We start from the raw sequence: 15506 nt of genomic DNA, 5'->3' as shown, positions 1-15506 counted from the left end.
GGCTATGCACCTCCGGTCGGCATGAAGCCGTGGTGGGCGATCTCGATGGTCTCGGTGATCACCTTCGGCTGGTCGGCCGAGAGCGCCGGCCCGGTCCAGCGAGCGGGTACGACGTCGTACAGCGCCCACTCCGCGATCACCTTGCCGTCGGCGCGCATCGCCTGGATGGTCATCGTCTTGCGCTCGTAGCCGGTCGCCATGGTCGAGAACCACTTCGCGATCTTCTCGGTGTCCTTGCCGAGCGGCCGGGTGAGCTTGACGTTGGAGTACTTCAGCCGGGTCGGCAGCTGCCACACGTTGAAGTTGTTGCCGCCTTCCTCGCGGGTCTCCATGACCACCTCGACCCCGAGCCCGTCACAGCTCGCGAAGGCGCCGAGCTCGACGTCGTCGATCCTGACGACGTAGCTGACACTGACGGCGGTGTCGACGTCTTCCAGCTGGGTCATCGCAGTGCACTCCTCATCCTCGTCACCATGAGTCCGTACGCAGCCCGTGCCGCTCGCGATCGAGCAGCAGCTCGGACTTGATCCGGCGCAGCATCGGGTTGAGCAGCTTCCCGGCCAGCGCCTCGATCTGCTCCGGCGTACTCGCATCGGCGCCCGCGCCACCGCCGGCGGCCGCGCCGCCTGCCGAAGGAGCGGCGCCGGGCGCGCCTCCGCCGGCCCCCGGTACGTCGACCTCGGTCGCCGCGCGCGCCACCTCCGCCGGTCCGCCCAGGCCAGGCAGTCCGCCGGCCAGTGCGCCCGGCAACGCGCTCGCTGCGGCACCCGCGGCGGTACCGGCCGCGCCGGCCAGGCCGGAAAGAGCAGACGCGGCGTCCGGTACGTCGGGCAGCGACGGCATGGACGGCATCGGCGGTACGGCGAGTGGCATCGCCGGCAGGTCCGGCATCGATGGCACCGACGGGAGCGACGGCATGTTGGGCATGCCGGGCAGGGCAGGCATGCCGGGCATCGCCGGTGCGCCCGGCAGACCGGGGACCGACGGAACGCTCGGCAGCGACGGCAGGCTGGGCAGGCTCGGCAGGGGCAGTCCCGACGCACCGGGTAGCGACGGCAGGTCCGGGACCACCGGCAGCTCCGGCATCGACGGCAGACCCGGGATGTCCGGCACCGAAGGGAGATCCGACGCCGACGGGAGATCCGGCATCGAGGGAAGATCGGGCACGGACGGCACGTCCGGCACTGTCGGCATGGCTGGCATCGTCGGCGTGGCTGGCAGGTCCGGCAGGCTCGGGCGGCCCGGCATCGAGGGCAGGTTCGGCAGGTTCGGAATGGTGGGCATCGACGGCACGGCCGGGGCACTCGGCAGCGACGGCACGGCCGGCAGGCTCGGTGCGCTCGGCAGCTGCGGGATGCGGGGCGGCGACGGCAGGCCGAAGAGGCGCTGGACGAAGGTTCGCCTGGGCTTCTCGACGGTGACCGGCGCCGCCGAGGCCGGTGTCGCGGTATCAGGTGCTGCGGCGGTCGGCGTACCGGCGTCCGGAGCGGGAGGCTCGGGAAGGCTGACGGCACGGGAGATGACGGGCGCGGCGGGGCTCGCGCCGCGGTCGAGCGGCTGACTCTCGGGCCCAGGCCCGCCACTCGGGGCGCTGCCACCATCGGTCGGTGCAATGGTCGTCGCCGACCGCTGCACCGGCTTCGCGGCGGCCGCCGCCTGCGGCGGTGGCGGGTTGAGCGGGACGTCGGCCGGCACTCGCTGCACGGGGACCGCCCGCGGGCCGGGCGGTGCCGGGACCAGCGGAGTCGGCCGGACCGTAAGCGACGGCTGCGGCTGGCCCGGTCCGGGAAGTACCGACGACCGCTGGATCGAGGTCGCCACCGGCGTGGCCAGCGGCATCGGGGTCGCGGTCCACGACGCTGCCGCCGCCACCGGCACCGGTGGTTCGGCCGGCGGTTCAGCTGGCGGTTCGGCTGCCGACTCGGCGAGCCGCTGGATCGCCGGCTCGGGCTCGGAGACGGGTGGCGTGACAGTTGGCTCAGCAGGAGTCTCGGCGACCGGCGTCGGCTCACTGGGCTCGGCGGCGGCCGTGACAGGCTCGGCGCTCGCGGTTTCGGGGGCTGACGGCGTGGGGCTGGGCGCGGACTCCACGGCCGAGCGCAGCACCAGCGGCGGCGGCTCGGGTACGGCGCTCGGCGGCAGCGCGGTCATCGGCTCGCCGAGCCCGGGCCGAGGACGAGAGGTCTCACTCGTCCGTGACGGCGGCGCCGAAGAGTCAGCCGACCGCTGCAGCGGCATCGAGGGGGCGGCGGGCAGCGAGGGCGCGTCGTACCGAAGAGTAGGACCGCTTTCGGCGTCCGCGGCCGTCGTACTCTTCGGTACCGCACTCGGCCCGACTGCCAGATCGGGCGCCTCGGCCAGGGTCGGCGCCTCCGGCGTGACGGGAGCCGAGTCAGGCTCAGGCTGCGGCTCGGACAGGTCGACCGGCTCGGGCGCGGGGCCCGGCGGCGCCGGCTCGTCCACGACCGCCCGGTGTACGACGGGCAGGTCCGTGCTCGAGGCACCGGTCAGCGGCGTCGCGTGCCGCTGGATCGAGCGCTGCACGCCGGCCGGTGGCGGAGGAGGCAGCAGTGTCATCTCGGGACGCGGTGCGGCAGAGCTGGTCGGTCCCACCGGAGCGTCGTCCGACGAGATCACGCCGGACGGCGCGGAGTCGGTGACCAGGTGCGACAGCGGCTCGGCGAACGACGGGTTGCGCCAGGCCGGCAGCTCGTGCGGGAACTCGGTCGGCCGGGTGACCGTCGAGATCGGCTCCGCGAGGGTGCGCTGCACGGGCGGCAGGAACGCCCAACCCATCGGGGAGGGCCGTGCTTCCCCACCGAAACTGTCTCCGCCCGTGGGAAGTTTCGGTGGGGATGGGACAGTTTCACTAGTTACCTTGTGAAACTGCCCGCCGTCGCCACGCGACCACGGCCAGCGGATGGCCATGGGTCAGCGCTCCTCGGACAGGCGGGTGTTGATGCCGGCGATCTCGCTGACGAAGCGCAGCCGCTGACCGTGTTCGAGGTCCAGCAGGTCGTCGAGCGGCCAGTGGAAGTGGTAGGCGACGTACGCGACCTCCTCGTACAGCCGGTCGGGCGCGTACGTCATGATTCCCCCAGGCGCCCACCCGCGAGATCGATGGTGAACCGGTGCGAGCACTCCGGGCAGGTCACCGCGGCGCGCGTGTGGCCCTCGGCGTTGATCCGGCGGTAGAAGTCCTGCAGGAACGCCACGTCCGAGGCGAACATGTTCTCCACGATCCCCGCGTTCACGGCCGGCAGCGTGCCGAGCCGGGTGATCACCCGGCCCAGCAGCACGACCGTCGTGAACGCCGCGTTCTCCTGCACCCGCTCGTCGTACAGCGGCAGCAGCTCGTCGCGCGCAGTGGCGAGCCGCATGGTGCCGTCGCGGTGGGTGACCCCGTCGTCGTCGAGGTAGCCGCGGGGCAGGGAGAAGTTGAACTCGGTGCGCAGCGGCTCGGGCCGGGCACTGGGCGCCGGCGCCGGTGCTGCTGCGCCCGGGCGCCCGGCGAACTGCGGAGCAGTTCCCGGCTCGCCCGGGGCTCCGCCGGCGACCAGTGCCGGGCCTCGTCCGCGCTGCATGTCAGCTCACGGTCACTTCGTCGAAGCAGACCACGAACTTCTCGGTCGCCTGCTCGGCCGCGCCAGCCTTGAGGGCGTTGACCTCGATGCTGCGCACCCAGCAGTTGGTGAAGCTGTAGGTCTTGATCGGCGCGCCGGCGTAGTCGAGCAGCGCCACCGACGCGGTCTTGCGGGCGCCGGCGACGTCGCCCTGGGCGACCGTCTTCAGCCAGTCGGAGATCGTCTTGGAGTCGGTGAGACCCCGGGTCACGGTGATCTCACCGGCCTTCGGCCGACCGATCAGCTGCCGTACGACGTACTTGCCGTCGCTGGTCTGCTGCTTGAGCTCGATCTTGTCGACCTCCATCTTGAGGCCGCTGACCTCGGTCACCTTCGGGACCTGGATGCCGTCGATGGTGACCGTGAAGCCGTTGGCGGAGGAGGAGTCGAGTGAATCTGCGAGGGCCATGGTTCAGTTCCTTTGCGCGCGAAGGGGTTCTATTCGGAGACGAGGCTGGTGCCGCCGGAGAACTGCGACAGCTGGAAGATCACGAACTCGGCCGGCTTCACCGGGGCGACGCCGATCTGGCAGACGACCTGCCCGGCATCGATGCCCTCGGCGGGGTTGGTCTCGTCGTCGCACTTGACGAAGAACGCCTCGTCCGGCGTCGTACCGAAGAGCGCACCCTTGCGCCACTCGTTGATCAGGAAGGCGCTGATCGTGCGCCGGATCCGCGCCCACAACGCGTGGTCGTTCGGCTCGAAGACCACCCACTGGGTGCCCAGCAGGATCGACTCCTCCAGGTAGTTGAAGAGCCGCCGCACGTTCAGGTAGCGCCACTCGGCGTCGCTGGACAGCGTCCGCGCGCCCCAGACCCGGACCCCACGGCCGGGGAAGGTGCGCACGCAGTTGATCCCGACCGGGTTGAGCAGGTCGTGCTCAGCCTTGGTGATCTGGGTCTGCAGCGAGATCGCCCCGCGCACGACCTCGTTCGCGGGTGCCTTGTGTACGCCGCGGCTGTCGTCGTTGCGCGCCCAGATGCCGGCCATGTGGCCGCTCGGCGGGACGTGCCGGTTGGTGCCGGTAGCCGGGTCGAAGACCTTCAGCCAGGGCCAGTACATCGACGCGAACTTCGAGTCGTAGCCGGCCCCCTTCATCCGCCAGGTGTGCACCTGCTGCGGGTTGAGTCCGGGCGGGGTGTCCAGGATCGCGATCCGGTCGCCCATCAGCTCGCAGTGCGCGATCATCCCGAGCTGCACGGCCTGGAAGGTCTCCAGGTCGATCGCGTTCTGCTCGTACGCCGCGACCAGGTCCGGCACGGAGACCATGGTGACCTCGTCGATCGCCTCCAAGCCGCTGAAGCCGGTGCGGTCTGCCGCGTCCCCGACGTAGTCGGTGGCGCCGAGGTTGTCGGTGGTCGGCTGGACCGGCTCCGGCTCGGGAGTGGCCAGCTCGATGGCGCCCTTGCCGATCGTGGCCAGCCCGCTGTTGGAGCTGGTCTCCTCGAGGTTGAGCACCTTCGAGGCGGTGTTGACCTTGGTGGCGACGTTGTTGTCGCCCTTCTTGGTGGTGACGTTGTCGTAGGTCTCGGCGGCCTTGCCGTCGACCTTGATCACCAGCTTGAACTCGTCGGAGGGCGGCGACTCGCCGCCGGCCTCCTCGATCACGACCTCGACCTTCTTGGACGCGGCGCGGCCGATCGCGGTGGCGGTGAAGCCGCCGACCGCGGCCACCGGGGGAGCTGAGAGCTCCTTGGCGCTGCCGTTGCCGTTGGCGCCGATCCGGACGACGAAGCAGTTGCCGCCGCCGTTCAGGAACCATCCGTAGACGGAGTGCGCGAGGTAGGAGTTCTCGACGAAGTCACCGAATGCCTCGGTGAACTGGGTCCAGTTGGACACGAGTGTCGGCTCGTTGAACGGCCCCTTGGCGGCCAGTCCGACGAAGGCCGCGACGGAGGTGCCGACGCCTTCGATCGGCCGGGACCCCGCCTCGACCTCTTCGACGTAGACACCGGGCGAAAGATAGGTCGGCATGCTGCCTCCTCGAGTGACCAGAACTTGACTTCCAGACTGCTGCCGAGGCCTGTGCACGGACACGTCCGGCGGGACGGCTACTGAGGAAGCCTCCGGTGCCCGATCGTGCACGCTCTACGCATTGTCCGATATGATGGGTTTTGTACTGAGAGAATCCGAGGTTGGCGGAGCCGCTCGGGCTGCCCCTTCGTGCAGGTCGCAGCGCCCCGGCGGGTGCCCACGCACGGACGCCCGCGGGCGCGCGTGAGGCCGAAAATCGAAGGCATGGCCGAGCCCCGGGCGCGCAAGCCGCGCAAGCCGAAGAAGACGGCCGGCCACGACGAGCAGGAGGCCCACGAGCAGCCGCGGCCGGCACACCCGGTGCTGGGGATCCAGCACGACGCCGGCAACCGGGCGGTAGCCGGGCTGGTCGCGGGCCAAGCCGCGCCGGTGCAGCGCGCGGCCGGGCACCTCCGCGGCGGCCTGGCGGCGGTGCAGCGACAGGTGCCGGGCGCGGGTGCGGTGGCCGCACCGCACCGGGTGCTGCAGGTCGGCTCGCACGGCGAGGAGGTCAAGCAGGCCCAGCGCAAGCTCAGCCGGGTGCGGGCCTCGGCCGTGCCACTGGTCGAGGACGGACAGTACGGCGGGCTGACCCAGGCCGCGGTCCGCACCTTCCAGACCACCAGCGGGATCGCCCCGGCGAACGGCGTACTCGGCCTCGACACCTGGACCAGGCTCGACGCCGCCTTCGCGGCGCTGCCGCCGCCGGTGCGCGCCGTACTCACGCCCGGCATGGACCACCCGGACGTCGCCTTCCTGCAGCAGAAGCTCAACGCGATCGGCGCCTCGCCACGACTCGCGGTCAACGGCGTGTACGACGCCGCGACGGGCGGCCCGGTCCTGATCCTGGAGCTGTTCATGCTGCACCGGGCGCCGACCGGCATCATCGACGCGGCGTTCTGGACCGCGCTCGACCGCGCCGTCTCGGGTGGCTTCAACGCCCTCGAAGGCCAGAGCGCGACGTCGGTGGAGCAGCACACGCCCAGCGGAACCGCCGACTCGCGCGGGGTCCAGAACCCCGGCACCTCGCTGCACCCGGTCGTGGGTGCGGGCGGCATCCTCAAGGGCACGTCGGTCAAGGAGCTCCAGCAGAAGCTCAACACCGCCGGCGCCTCGCCGAAGCTCAACGTGGACGGCGCCTTCGGGCCGAAGACGACCACGGCACTGCAGACCTTCCAGACCAGCCGAGTGCCGCCGCTGCCGGGGACCGGGGTGGCCGACGCCGCGACCTGGCTGGCGCTGGACACCGCGTCGCCCGGCTCGACGGTCGGCTTCATCGAGCGGCAGTGGGGCGAGGAGGTCGGCGGCAACGCGAACATCGGGATGACCTCGCGCTACGGCTACCAGATCAGCGACTCCAAGATGCAGGTCACCGTGAAGGTCAACTTCACCGGACTGGCGCCGCCCGGCTCGTGGTTCGGGCATGTCCCGGCGGTCTGGAACAAGTACGCCGCCATCCGCGACGTACCGACCCGCAAGGTGATGCCGATCGACTTCGAGATGGTGCGCGGGACCGGCGCGGAGGCGATGGACGTGGTGGTCGCGCCCGGGACGGGCCGGGCGAACGCCGGCCGCTGGTTCGTCGCCGACCCGAACGCCGCCTCGACGATCCCGCACGAGTACGGCCATCTGGTCGGGCTGCAGGACGAATACCAGCAGCATCCCGGCGACTACGTCCGGGTCACCGGCCACGAGCCGCCTGCCGGCCAGACCACCGGACCGGCGGGCCAGACGCCGGCCCAGGTGGCGACCGCGCTGCAGACCGCGATGGTCGCCCGCAACGACGTCAACGCCCGGGCCGCGGTCGCCGGGATGGCGATGGGCGCCTGGTCACAGCGGGTGGTGCAGGCGTACGCCGCGCTGCCGAACGTCGCCTTCCCCGCGCTACCGGCGCTCGCCGGCCCGCCCGCGCATCCGGCCCGTGCCGCCGGCACCACCACCGGCAACCTGGTCCGCGACCTGGAGACGACCCTGCGCGACACGCTGGACAAGTACGAGACGATCCAGGTACTGACCTACTCGAGTGGCTCCGTGATGGGCGACCCCGGCCGGGTGACCGACGTACACGACCACGGCGCGCAGCCGCGCCACGTGGCCGAGTTCGTCTCGATCATCGGCCGCGCCCTCGGCGGAACCTGGCGGGCGGAGGCTCGATGATGCTGAAGTTCTACGCGAACAGTGGGAGCACGACGCCGGCCACGGCCGAGAACGTCGCGCTCGCCGACGACGGAAGCTTCACCGGCTGGCGGAGCATCGCACCCACCGTGGGCTTCTTCGCCGGAACCGTCCCAGAGGCGTCCCTCGCCAGGCTCCGGGCGATCATCGAGGGCGTCGGTGCCGCCACTCCCGGCCCGATCCCGCCCGGTGCGGTCGTGGAGACCATCGAGCTGCCGAACCGCGACCCGCTGGTGGTCAGCGGCGTCCTGTCCGGCCAGCCGCTGAGCGAGCTCACCGAGGCCGCCCGCTCCCTGCTCGACCGGATGGTCGGGTACCCGCGCGCGGCCGTCGGTCTGGACGGCAATCGGCTGGTCCACCGCGGCACCGAGCCGCTCGAGCTGGACCTGGCCACGGTCACCGTCCGCGCCAACTTCTGGCGCGGCTACTACGAGCCCGCCGGTGAGTCGGTCGAGGCGCTGGCCGGGCCGGGCAGCGTCACCGCGGAACCGGGCTGGTCGCTGGAGCTGCCGGTGTTCACGGTTCCCGCCGGCGACGACATCACCACCCACCTCTCCGTGGACTTCGCGATCGTCGCCAACGGCAACGTGATCCCCGTCCAGGTCCAGCACGCCCCCGACATCCCCGAGCCCTAGCCGAGACCACTACTGGCCGAGCGCCGCCTTCGCGAGCTGTTCGGCGGCCGCCTCGAGCGCTGAGGTCAGCTCGCCCTCGTCGAGCCTGGTGGCGTACGACGCGAACACGACCGCGGCGACGATCCGGCCGGTGTTGACCACCCACGGGTCGGGCTGCGGGCCTTCGACGCCGCGCCGCGGGCGCGGGCCGGGCCACGGCCAGGGCCACTTGCGCGGCCACGGCGTACCGCACCACTCGTCGGTCACCTGGCTCACCAGCCCGCTGCCACCGCCGCCGTCACGGGCCTCGGACTCGAGCGCGAGCCCGACCACCTCGTGCGCGACCAGCGCGGCCTCGAACTGGAAGGTGTCCACCGGCGGAAGCGGCTGCGGGTTGAGGGCGACCTTGTCGCCGCGCGACAGGCCGCGGATCGCCGGGCCGTGCGGGATGATCGCGTCCCACGCGCGCGGGTCGATCCGGCCGAGGTAGGCGAGCAGCTTGAGGAACTCGGACATGGCACTACTCCGTTCCGCCGGACGGGTCCGGCCTCTGGTTCATCCCTGTTGAGGAGTCGCCATAGCCCGTCGCCGTACGTCCCGCCCGGTATGTGCCCATTCGGGCAAGTGCGCCACCTGGGAGCTCTCAGCCCGGATCCACCGATAGCCGCCTACCGAGCGCCCCCATGCGGGCGCGCTGGCTGCGTTGGCGTCGCTCGACGGGCCGCCGGCCCGCCTTCGCTCCGCCGCCTTGCCATCACACCCGCCTGGTGACGCTCGCCACGGCGCCTATCCGTGGATCCGGGCTCAGTCCAGGTGGTGGTCGTAGTCCTCCCAGCCGCTGCCGCCGGCGATCGAGGTCGCATGCTGCTCGAGGGCGTCGGCGGCCTGGGTGTCGGTCTGGCCCATGTCGGCGATGGCTAGCTCCAGCGTCTTCGCGCCGTTCCTGACCTCCCACGAGAGGTCGCTGACGAAGTGGACCAGCACCCAGGCGAGGTCGCTCCAGGTGGCGAAGCAGCCGGTGGAGCCGATGCCGACGGCGGCGTCGCGCCGGAACGGGGTCGCGCTGTTGGCCGCGATCACGTGGCTCTTGGCGTCGAGCAGCTCGCTGGCGATGTCCGGCATCGCGGTTCCGGTGATCTCGGTGACCAGCGAGGCGTTGTGGATGATGGCCGGGCTGCCGGCGACGTGCAGGTCGCCGTCGTCGTCGACGCCGGGTAGCGGCTTGTCGAGGTCGAAGCCGTCCAGCGTGGTGACCAGGCCGAGGTTGGTCCGCAGGTTGTCCTCGAGTGCCTGCTCCTCGTTCTTGATCGCGTCGTTGAGGTCGCGGAGCGAGGTGAAGAAGCCTCTGAGCAGGCCGTCGGCGTCGCTGCTCTCGGGCTGGCTCGCACGCTCCTCCGACTCCTCGTTGAGGGCGCTGAGAATGCTCACGGCGGTGCCGGCCCCCACCAGCACGGGCGCGGTGCCGGACAGGAAGGCAGACACGCCGCCGATCACGGCGCCCGCGACCTTGAGATCCAGCGTCCAGTCGTGTGAGTCGTCCCGCGCGTAGGCGTTCAGTGCGTCGGTCGAGTTCACCACGGCGTCGGCCACGGTCTGCCGCGCCTCCCGCCACAGCTTCCGCTCCGAAACCAGCGCACCGCCGAGGACGATCGTGATCGCGTTGTGCCCGCCGACGGTCGCTCCGAGCTGCAGCAGGAACCTGGTCTTGAACGCGGTGATGATGCCGCCGGACATCGCGGCGGAGTTCTCGCCGATCAGGTCCAGGCTGCCGCCCAGCAGTCCCGGGCCGGTGACCTGGCCCCCCTCCCCCGAGGCGGAGACGGCCAGCTTGCCCCGGGCCTGCTGCATCGCCAGGATCAGGTCGTCGAAGTCGTTGGGATCCGGCAGGTCCTTCCACGGCTCCAGGCCGTCGTCGATCTCGCCGCGGATGGAGTCGAAGGAGGACATCCAGTCGCCGTCGTCGCCGTACCAGCTGTCCGGCCCGAGCTGGTTGCAGGTGAAATCGCCGCCGCCTTCGCCGTCCTCGCCCGGGCGAGTGACCTTGAAGACGGCCCGACCCGATCCGCGGGCCTTGTACTGGCTATCGCTGTCGATGAGGTAGTCCTGATCCTTCATCCAGGCATCGATCGCCGCGCGCTTCAGCTTGCCCTTCAGGGCTGACAGTTCCTCGTACGTCGCCATGACGCCCCCTCTGCCACAACCGGGTGATAGGGGCTATTTTCCCGTCGCGAATGCGGTCAAAACACTCGCGGACGTAGCGATCTTGGCAGGTAGCGGTCAGGCTTCTTCGGACTCTTCCTCGTCGCCCTCACGCTGAACGGCGGGCTGGGACGGATCGTGGCTGCCCTGGACCTCTTCCTCCTCGTCGCCCTCGCGCTGAACCGCGGGGAGCGAGGAGTCGTGCGACGCCTGCACCTCCTCCTCGTGCCCGGCGTGCCGCTGTACGGCGGCTACCGGAGCCGGTGCCGCCGCGGTGGCGGCCTGCACGGGAGCCGGCTTGGCCATCACCGCGTCGGCGTTGGCCGAGGCCTCGCGCTCGAACCGGTCCGACGGGTCGCTGACCTGGACGCCGTTGCCCTGTGAGGTCCCCTCCACCGGGCCGCTGCGCTGCTGCACGACGTGGGTCAGCTCGTGCGCGAGCAGCGTCTTGCCGGCGCTCGAGTCGGGGTCGTAGGTGCCGCGCTGGAAGACAATGTTGGAGCCGACGGTGTAGGCGTGCGCGCTGACCGACTTCGCGCTCTTGTCGGCGGCGTCGCCGGTGTGCACCCGGACGTCGCTGAAGTCGTGGCCCATCCGGGCCTCCATGTCCTGCCGCACCGGCTCGTCGAGTGCCGAGCCGCTGCTGGAGAGAACGTCGAGCACCGGCGACCGCTCCTCCTCACCCGCGACGGTCGCGGCGGCGCCGTTGCCGGCCGCACGCTGGAGCGCGGTCATGCCCCGGGCGCCGAGTACGTCGGTCCGCCCGGCCGCCGCGGCCTTCATCAGGAGTGGGTCGGGAGCCTCCGCGCGGCTCCGTGCCGCGGTGTCCTGCTCGGCCTCGGAGTGCTCGTGGTCGTGGCGGTGCATGGCGACCTCCTGATGCTTCAACACAGCGCGTCGGTGGGTCCTTCCACGCTCGCACCGCGCGCCGCGCCGTACCAGATCGGGCGTCGCCGCCGCCGGGCACATGCGGTTGCCCAATCGGGCAACCGGCCCGTCAGGGCTCGAGCGGCACGGCGAACTCGTGACGCCGCGCTTCCTCCGCGAAGGCTGGAACGCCTGATCGGCCGAGACGACCGAGCAGAGTGCCCATGGTCAGCGGCGGGCGTGATGCTTCCCGCAATTGTCGGAGGAGGGCGCGGCCGACCAACCGGGGGTAGAGGTCGAGTTGGTCGAGCAAGAAGGCATCGGGATGAACGACATCGAGACCGAATGGCTTCGTCGAGTCCGGGGGAAGTCCTTGAGGTTGAAGGTCACCAGTACTTGGCAGCCACTATGGACAGCTGCCGCGAGCACATGTCGATCCTTCTGCTCGCAGGCGAGGGGTCTTGCCAAGCTGTTCGTAGCCGTAAACCTCGGCAGAGGGAAAGGCGCGCTGCATGTGCTCTATGAGCCGACTCGCCTTGGCCTCTGTCAGACCCGCCTCCCGGATCAGTACCGTTTGTAGCTCACCCAGAACGTCCGCCGACCAGTGTGGCCGGAATGCCTGTTCTGCTGCGATTCGCAGCAAGGTATCGCGCAGGCTGGCGCCGTACAGCGTGCATGTATCGAGAAACGCCGGAAAGGCCATTGTTCAGCGCGTCGCTGGTGGCGGGCCGTCGGTGACTTCGTAGAGCCGATCCGCCTCTGCGTCCCTCACCATCTCCTCCAAGGCCGTTCGCCGTCGGGCACGATCTCGTTCCTGATAGTCGACGAGGTCTTGGAGACGGACGAAGCGGTGCCGGCCGGGCCGCTCCATGGGGATCTCACCGCGGTCGAGGATGCGCACGAGCGTCGGCCTTGCGATGCCCAGGAAGTCGGCGGCCTCCTGGGTGGTGAGCATCGCGTTCATCGGAGCGACGGCTACTCCCATCCCGCTCGCGAGCGCATCGGCGACATCGATGAGGACGCGATGGAGCGCTTCAGGGAGTTCGATCCGCTCGCCGTTCGCCGCCACGAGTGCGGCACGCTGTTCGGGAGCGGTGCCGCCTGCCGCCTCCAACGCCTTGATGAAGTCCAGGATCAGGGCGTCCTGCTCGCTGTCGGGCGCGTAGGTCTGGATGTTCATGCTCGCTGAGGTGCGTGACATGTGAAGCCCCCTCTCACAACGTCAGCGTAGCCTAAACGAACAAAACGAACACCCCGCTCAGGCAGGCTCTTGGAGGAGCGGCCAGTAGCGGCCGAACTCGGACTGGAGGCAGAGCCGGCCGAGCTTGCGGTACTCGCGCTGGATGGCCAGCATCAGGTGCCGCATCCCGATCACGCCGGCGTCGGCAGCGGCGAGGTACGCCGCGGTGACCGCCGCCGACCGGATCGAGCCGCCGGCGAACTCGAACGAGTCCGCGCAGAACGGCAGGTCGACCTCGGGCGAGCGGGGCACGGTGATGCCGAGGCAGCGGTCCCACAGCGCGAGCCGATGGACGCGGTCGGGCACCGGGAAGTCGACCATCACGTCCAGCCGCCGGGTGAACGCCTCGTCGATGTTGGCCCGTAGATTGGTCGACAGGATCACCAGGCCGTCGAACGTCTCCATCCGCTGCAGCAGGTAGGCGCTCTCGATGTTGGCGTAGCGGTCGTGCGCGTCGCGGACCTCCGAGCGCCGGCCGAAGACGGCGTCGGCCTCGTCGAAGAGCAGCACCGCGTTCACGTTGGCCGCGGCCACGAAGATCCGCTCCAGGTTCTTCTCGGTCTCGCCGACGTACTTGTCGACCACGGTGGCCAGGTCCACGACGTACATCTCCAGCCCGAGGTCGTGCGCGATCACCTCGGCCGACATCGTCTTGCCGGTGCCGCTGTCGCCTGCAAACAGGGCCGCGACGCCGTGGCCGCGGCCGCCGCCGGGCCGCATCCGCCAGTCGCCGAGCACCTGCTCGCGGTGCCGGGCCCGGAGCGCGACCTCCTGCAGCGCCGTGAGTACGGCGGGCGGCAGCACCAGGTCGTCCCAGCCGACCGCCGGCTCGACCCGGCGCGCCAGCTGTTCCAGGGCCGCGCCGTTCTCGGCCCGGGCGCCGCGCAGCACGTGCGCGGTCCCCACCCGCCCGGACGGGTCGAGCGAGGACTGCACCTTGGCCGACGCCGCGGCCCGGGCCACGTCCTCCGGGCGGAGCCGGAACTGCGCGGTCGCCTCGATCCAGTCCCCGCTGCCGGCCGAGGAGAGCGCGAACTGCCAGAGCTGGCGGCGCTCGTCGGTGGTGCTCGCGGGTACGTCGTACAGCAGCGGCGGCTCCTTGGTCCAGGTCGGCTCCCAGGTGACGTCGCCGACCAGGAGCAGCGGGAGCGGGTCGGCGACCAGCGCCTGCACCAGCCCGGGCCGCTCCTTCACCGCCGAGATCGGCCCGGCGACGATCCCGGCGCCGCTGAGCCGTGCCTCCCGGGCCGCGATCATCGCCAGCCGGGGCGCGTCGGGCTGGGCGGCGAGCCGGTTCAGGTCGATCAGCAGCTGCTTGTGCCCGCTCAGCCGGAGCGCCTCCACCGCCAGCACCCGGCCGGAGCCGGTGGCCGGCTCCCGCAGGTAGGCGAGGGAGACGCCGCCGGCGAGCGCGGCGGCCAACGGCCGCGGATCCCCCCACGGGATGTCGGGCAGGTCGGCCAGTACCGGCCCCAGTGCCACGTCGTACTCGTTGTCGCCGAGCAGGTGCGCGACCACCCGGTCCGGCACCCGCAGCGCCCGGGTCGGGAACGGCCGCTCCGGATCCTCGAGCTCGACCAGCCCGGTCCGGATCAGCGGGCCGTGCAGCAGGTGCGCGTGGGCGGAGGCGGAGGCGAGCCGGATGCCGGCCAGCTCCAGCGCGATCGACACCGACGGCCGGCGCCGGGTGACGTCGTCGTTGAGGTAGCCGAAGAACTGCTCGAACCGCGGGTCCACGTCTCCGGCGAGCCCGACCAGCAGCAGGTCCACGTCGACCGGGTCCAGTCCGAACACCGCGGCCAGGTCCCGCAGCCGCAGCCGGCAGCCCGCCTCCTCGGCGTCGTCCGCCGCCGTCTCGCAGGCCTCCAGCCGGCTGTCGTCGAGAGCCGCGATCGCGTCGGCGCCGGCGCGCGGCCCGGCCAGCAGCAGGTCCACCGCATCGTCGCTGAGGTAGAGCCCGCGGAACGGGTCGTCCGGCGCCGGGTCGTGAGTACGCCGAGCCGCGACCACCGCGCGGATTCGGTCCTCGATGACGCCGAGTCGGCCGAGGACGTGGGCGAGGCTGCGGGAGTCCATACGCGGCCCGCTGCTCACTTCTTCCCCTTGCCGGACGCACTGCCGGAGGCAGCCGACTTGGGAGCGCCGTTGGTCGGTGGCGGCGGCGTGTGCCGGTGGGCCCGGTTGTCCTGGCCGCCGTCGACGGTGTCGCCGACGTCGAGGTAGATGCCGTCGTCCACCGGCGGGCCGGCCGGGTACACGATGCCGCGGTCGACCGGGGCGTCGACGACCAGGTCCAGCGACGGCTTCAGCTCGCCGCCGAGCGCGGACCAGACGTCGGCGAAGGCGCGGTCCTCCGGCGGCGGCCGGCCGATGGTCAGCGGTACGTCGAGCCGCGGCTCGGCCAGCCGGCCGGTGACCAGGTGCTTCGGCAGGGCGTCGTACAGCAGGAAGGTGCGCAGCAGGTTGTCCAGAAGCCGGTGCTCGTCCTCGGGCCGCTGGGTCCACGCGGTCAGCAGGTAGGACATCTTGAAGAAGCGCGGCGCCGGCCGCCGGCCGATGATGATCCCGTCCTCGTCGTGCACCTCGCTCCAGCCGAGCTCCCGGCGGCGCAGGTCCTCGCGGATGTCGTAGAGATAGAGGTTCACCGTGGGCGCGTTGCGACGAGCCGCCCAGTCCTTGGTCGGGGCGTCGAAGACCACCTCGACGTCGGACTCGGCCAGCGCCTCGGTCCGCACCAGCTCGCGCAGCGCGTCGTCCACCTCGGAGATCATCAGC

The 15506-nt window shown here is 71.3% G+C and carries 15 protein-coding genes; 2 read left to right on the top strand and 13 right to left on the bottom strand.

From position 1 onward, the window contains the following. Positions 1–2 precede the first annotated feature (2 nt). From DDV73_RS09510 to DDV73_RS09480, 6 genes are all read right to left on the bottom strand, one after another. Entirely contained in the window at positions 3–446 is a 444-nt protein-coding gene (locus tag DDV73_RS09510; protein WP_109506991.1) for a phage tail protein, read from the bottom strand. Between the two features lie 22 nt (positions 447–468). Then, complete coding sequence (locus tag DDV73_RS29120; protein WP_240617199.1) at positions 469–2772, bottom strand: hypothetical protein; 2304 nt, start codon at positions 2770–2772, stop codon at positions 469–471. Positions 2773–2931: 159 nt separating this feature from the next. Then, positions 2932–3090: a DUF6760 family protein gene (locus DDV73_RS28400; RefSeq protein ID WP_170126014.1), complete on the bottom strand. Its 159-nt coding sequence runs from the start codon at positions 3088–3090 to the stop codon at positions 2932–2934. Beyond that, entirely contained in the window at positions 3087–3584 is a 498-nt protein-coding gene (locus tag DDV73_RS09490) for a hypothetical protein (protein WP_206050783.1), read from the bottom strand. Before DDV73_RS09490 ends, DDV73_RS28400 begins: the two co-directional genes overlap by 4 nt. Before the next feature lies 1 nt (position 3585). Beyond that, on the bottom strand, positions 3586–4032 hold the full coding sequence (locus DDV73_RS09485) for a phage tail protein (RefSeq protein WP_109506987.1): 447 nt from the start codon (positions 4030–4032) through the stop codon (positions 3586–3588). Positions 4033–4061: 29 nt separating this feature from the next. Beyond that, complete coding sequence (locus DDV73_RS09480; RefSeq protein ID WP_109506986.1) at positions 4062–5597, bottom strand: phage tail sheath family protein; 1536 nt, start codon at positions 5595–5597, stop codon at positions 4062–4064. A 264-nt stretch (positions 5598–5861) separates the two neighbouring features. Between DDV73_RS09480 and DDV73_RS09475 the strand changes: the two genes are divergently transcribed. Together DDV73_RS09475 and DDV73_RS09470 are read left to right on the top strand one after the other, a co-directional pair. Next, the gene (locus tag DDV73_RS09475) at positions 5862–7793 is read left to right on the top strand and encodes a peptidoglycan-binding domain-containing protein (protein WP_109506985.1); all 1932 of its coding nucleotides are present in this window, start codon (positions 5862–5864) and stop codon (positions 7791–7793) included. Next, the gene (locus DDV73_RS09470; RefSeq protein ID WP_109506984.1) at positions 7790–8446 is read left to right on the top strand and encodes a hypothetical protein; all 657 of its coding nucleotides are present in this window, start codon (positions 7790–7792) and stop codon (positions 8444–8446) included. Before DDV73_RS09475 ends, DDV73_RS09470 begins: the two co-directional genes overlap by 4 nt. A 9-nt stretch (positions 8447–8455) precedes the next feature. Here the strand turns inward: DDV73_RS09470 and DDV73_RS09465 are convergent, their stop codons facing one another. From DDV73_RS09465 to DDV73_RS09435, 7 genes are all read right to left on the bottom strand, one after another. Beyond that, entirely contained in the window at positions 8456–8941 is a 486-nt protein-coding gene (locus tag DDV73_RS09465) for a hypothetical protein (RefSeq protein ID WP_109506983.1), read from the bottom strand. 288 nt (positions 8942–9229) lie between these two features. Continuing rightward, the gene (locus DDV73_RS09460; protein WP_109506982.1) at positions 9230–10606 is read right to left on the bottom strand and encodes a hypothetical protein; all 1377 of its coding nucleotides are present in this window, start codon (positions 10604–10606) and stop codon (positions 9230–9232) included. Positions 10607–10702: 96 nt separating this feature from the next. Next, complete coding sequence (locus DDV73_RS09455; protein WP_109507166.1) at positions 10703–11491, bottom strand: eCIS core domain-containing protein; 789 nt, start codon at positions 11489–11491, stop codon at positions 10703–10705. 130 nt (positions 11492–11621) lie between these two features. Beyond that, positions 11622–11804 (bottom strand): VapC50 family PIN domain-containing toxin, encoded by a 183-nt coding sequence (locus DDV73_RS29795; protein ID WP_476703543.1) that lies wholly within the window; start codon positions 11802–11804, stop codon positions 11622–11624. A 393-nt stretch (positions 11805–12197) separates the two neighbouring features. After that, a complete protein-coding gene (locus DDV73_RS09445; RefSeq protein ID WP_206050782.1) occupies positions 12198–12671 on the bottom strand; it encodes a helix-turn-helix domain-containing protein in 474 nt (157 codons plus the stop codon). A gap of 78 nt (positions 12672–12749) precedes the next feature. Continuing rightward, positions 12750–14825, bottom strand: coding sequence for an ATP-binding protein (locus DDV73_RS09440; RefSeq protein WP_240617198.1), 2076 nt, complete (start codon positions 14823–14825; stop codon positions 12750–12752). Beyond that, positions 14822–15502 (bottom strand): Pvc16 family protein, encoded by a 681-nt coding sequence (locus tag DDV73_RS09435; protein ID WP_109506979.1) that lies wholly within the window; start codon positions 15500–15502, stop codon positions 14822–14824. The genes DDV73_RS09440 and DDV73_RS09435 overlap by 4 nt, the downstream gene beginning before the upstream one ends. Positions 15503–15506: the final 4 nt, after the last annotated feature.

This window comes from Nocardioides speluncae (assembly GCF_003121585.1).
In the GTDB taxonomy this organism is placed as follows: Bacteria; Actinomycetota; Actinomycetes; order Propionibacteriales; family Nocardioidaceae; genus Nocardioides; species Nocardioides speluncae.
Note: the sequence above shows the minus strand (reverse complement) of the source record. Positions and strands in the feature narration are given on the sequence as shown.

Coding starts and splice junctions, on each gene's coding strand:
- DDV73_RS09465 (WP_109506983.1), bottom strand. CDS start 8,941: ATGTCCGAGTTCCTCAAGCTGCTCGCCTACCTCGGCCGGATCGACCCG.
- DDV73_RS09455 (WP_109507166.1), bottom strand. CDS start 11,491: ATGCACCGCCACGACCACGAGCACTCCGAGGCCGAGCAGGACACCGCG.
- DDV73_RS09460 (WP_109506982.1), bottom strand. CDS start 10,606: ATGGCGACGTACGAGGAACTGTCAGCCCTGAAGGGCAAGCTGAAGCGC.
- DDV73_RS09510 (WP_109506991.1), bottom strand. CDS start 446: ATGACCCAGCTGGAAGACGTCGACACCGCCGTCAGTGTCAGCTACGTC.
- DDV73_RS28400 (WP_170126014.1), bottom strand. CDS start 3,090: ATGACGTACGCGCCCGACCGGCTGTACGAGGAGGTCGCGTACGTCGCC.
- DDV73_RS09445 (WP_206050782.1), bottom strand. CDS start 12,671: ATGAACATCCAGACCTACGCGCCCGACAGCGAGCAGGACGCCCTGATC.
- DDV73_RS09435 (WP_109506979.1), bottom strand. CDS start 15,502: ATGATCTCCGAGGTGGACGACGCGCTGCGCGAGCTGGTGCGGACCGAG.
- DDV73_RS09485 (WP_109506987.1), bottom strand. CDS start 4,032: ATGGCCCTCGCAGATTCACTCGACTCCTCCTCCGCCAACGGCTTCACG.
- DDV73_RS09490 (WP_206050783.1), bottom strand. CDS start 3,584: ATGCAGCGCGGACGAGGCCCGGCACTGGTCGCCGGCGGAGCCCCGGGC.
- DDV73_RS09480 (WP_109506986.1), bottom strand. CDS start 5,597: ATGCCGACCTATCTTTCGCCCGGTGTCTACGTCGAAGAGGTCGAGGCG.
- DDV73_RS09470 (WP_109506984.1), top strand. CDS start 7,790: ATGATGCTGAAGTTCTACGCGAACAGTGGGAGCACGACGCCGGCCACG.
- DDV73_RS09475 (WP_109506985.1), top strand. CDS start 5,862: ATGGCCGAGCCCCGGGCGCGCAAGCCGCGCAAGCCGAAGAAGACGGCC.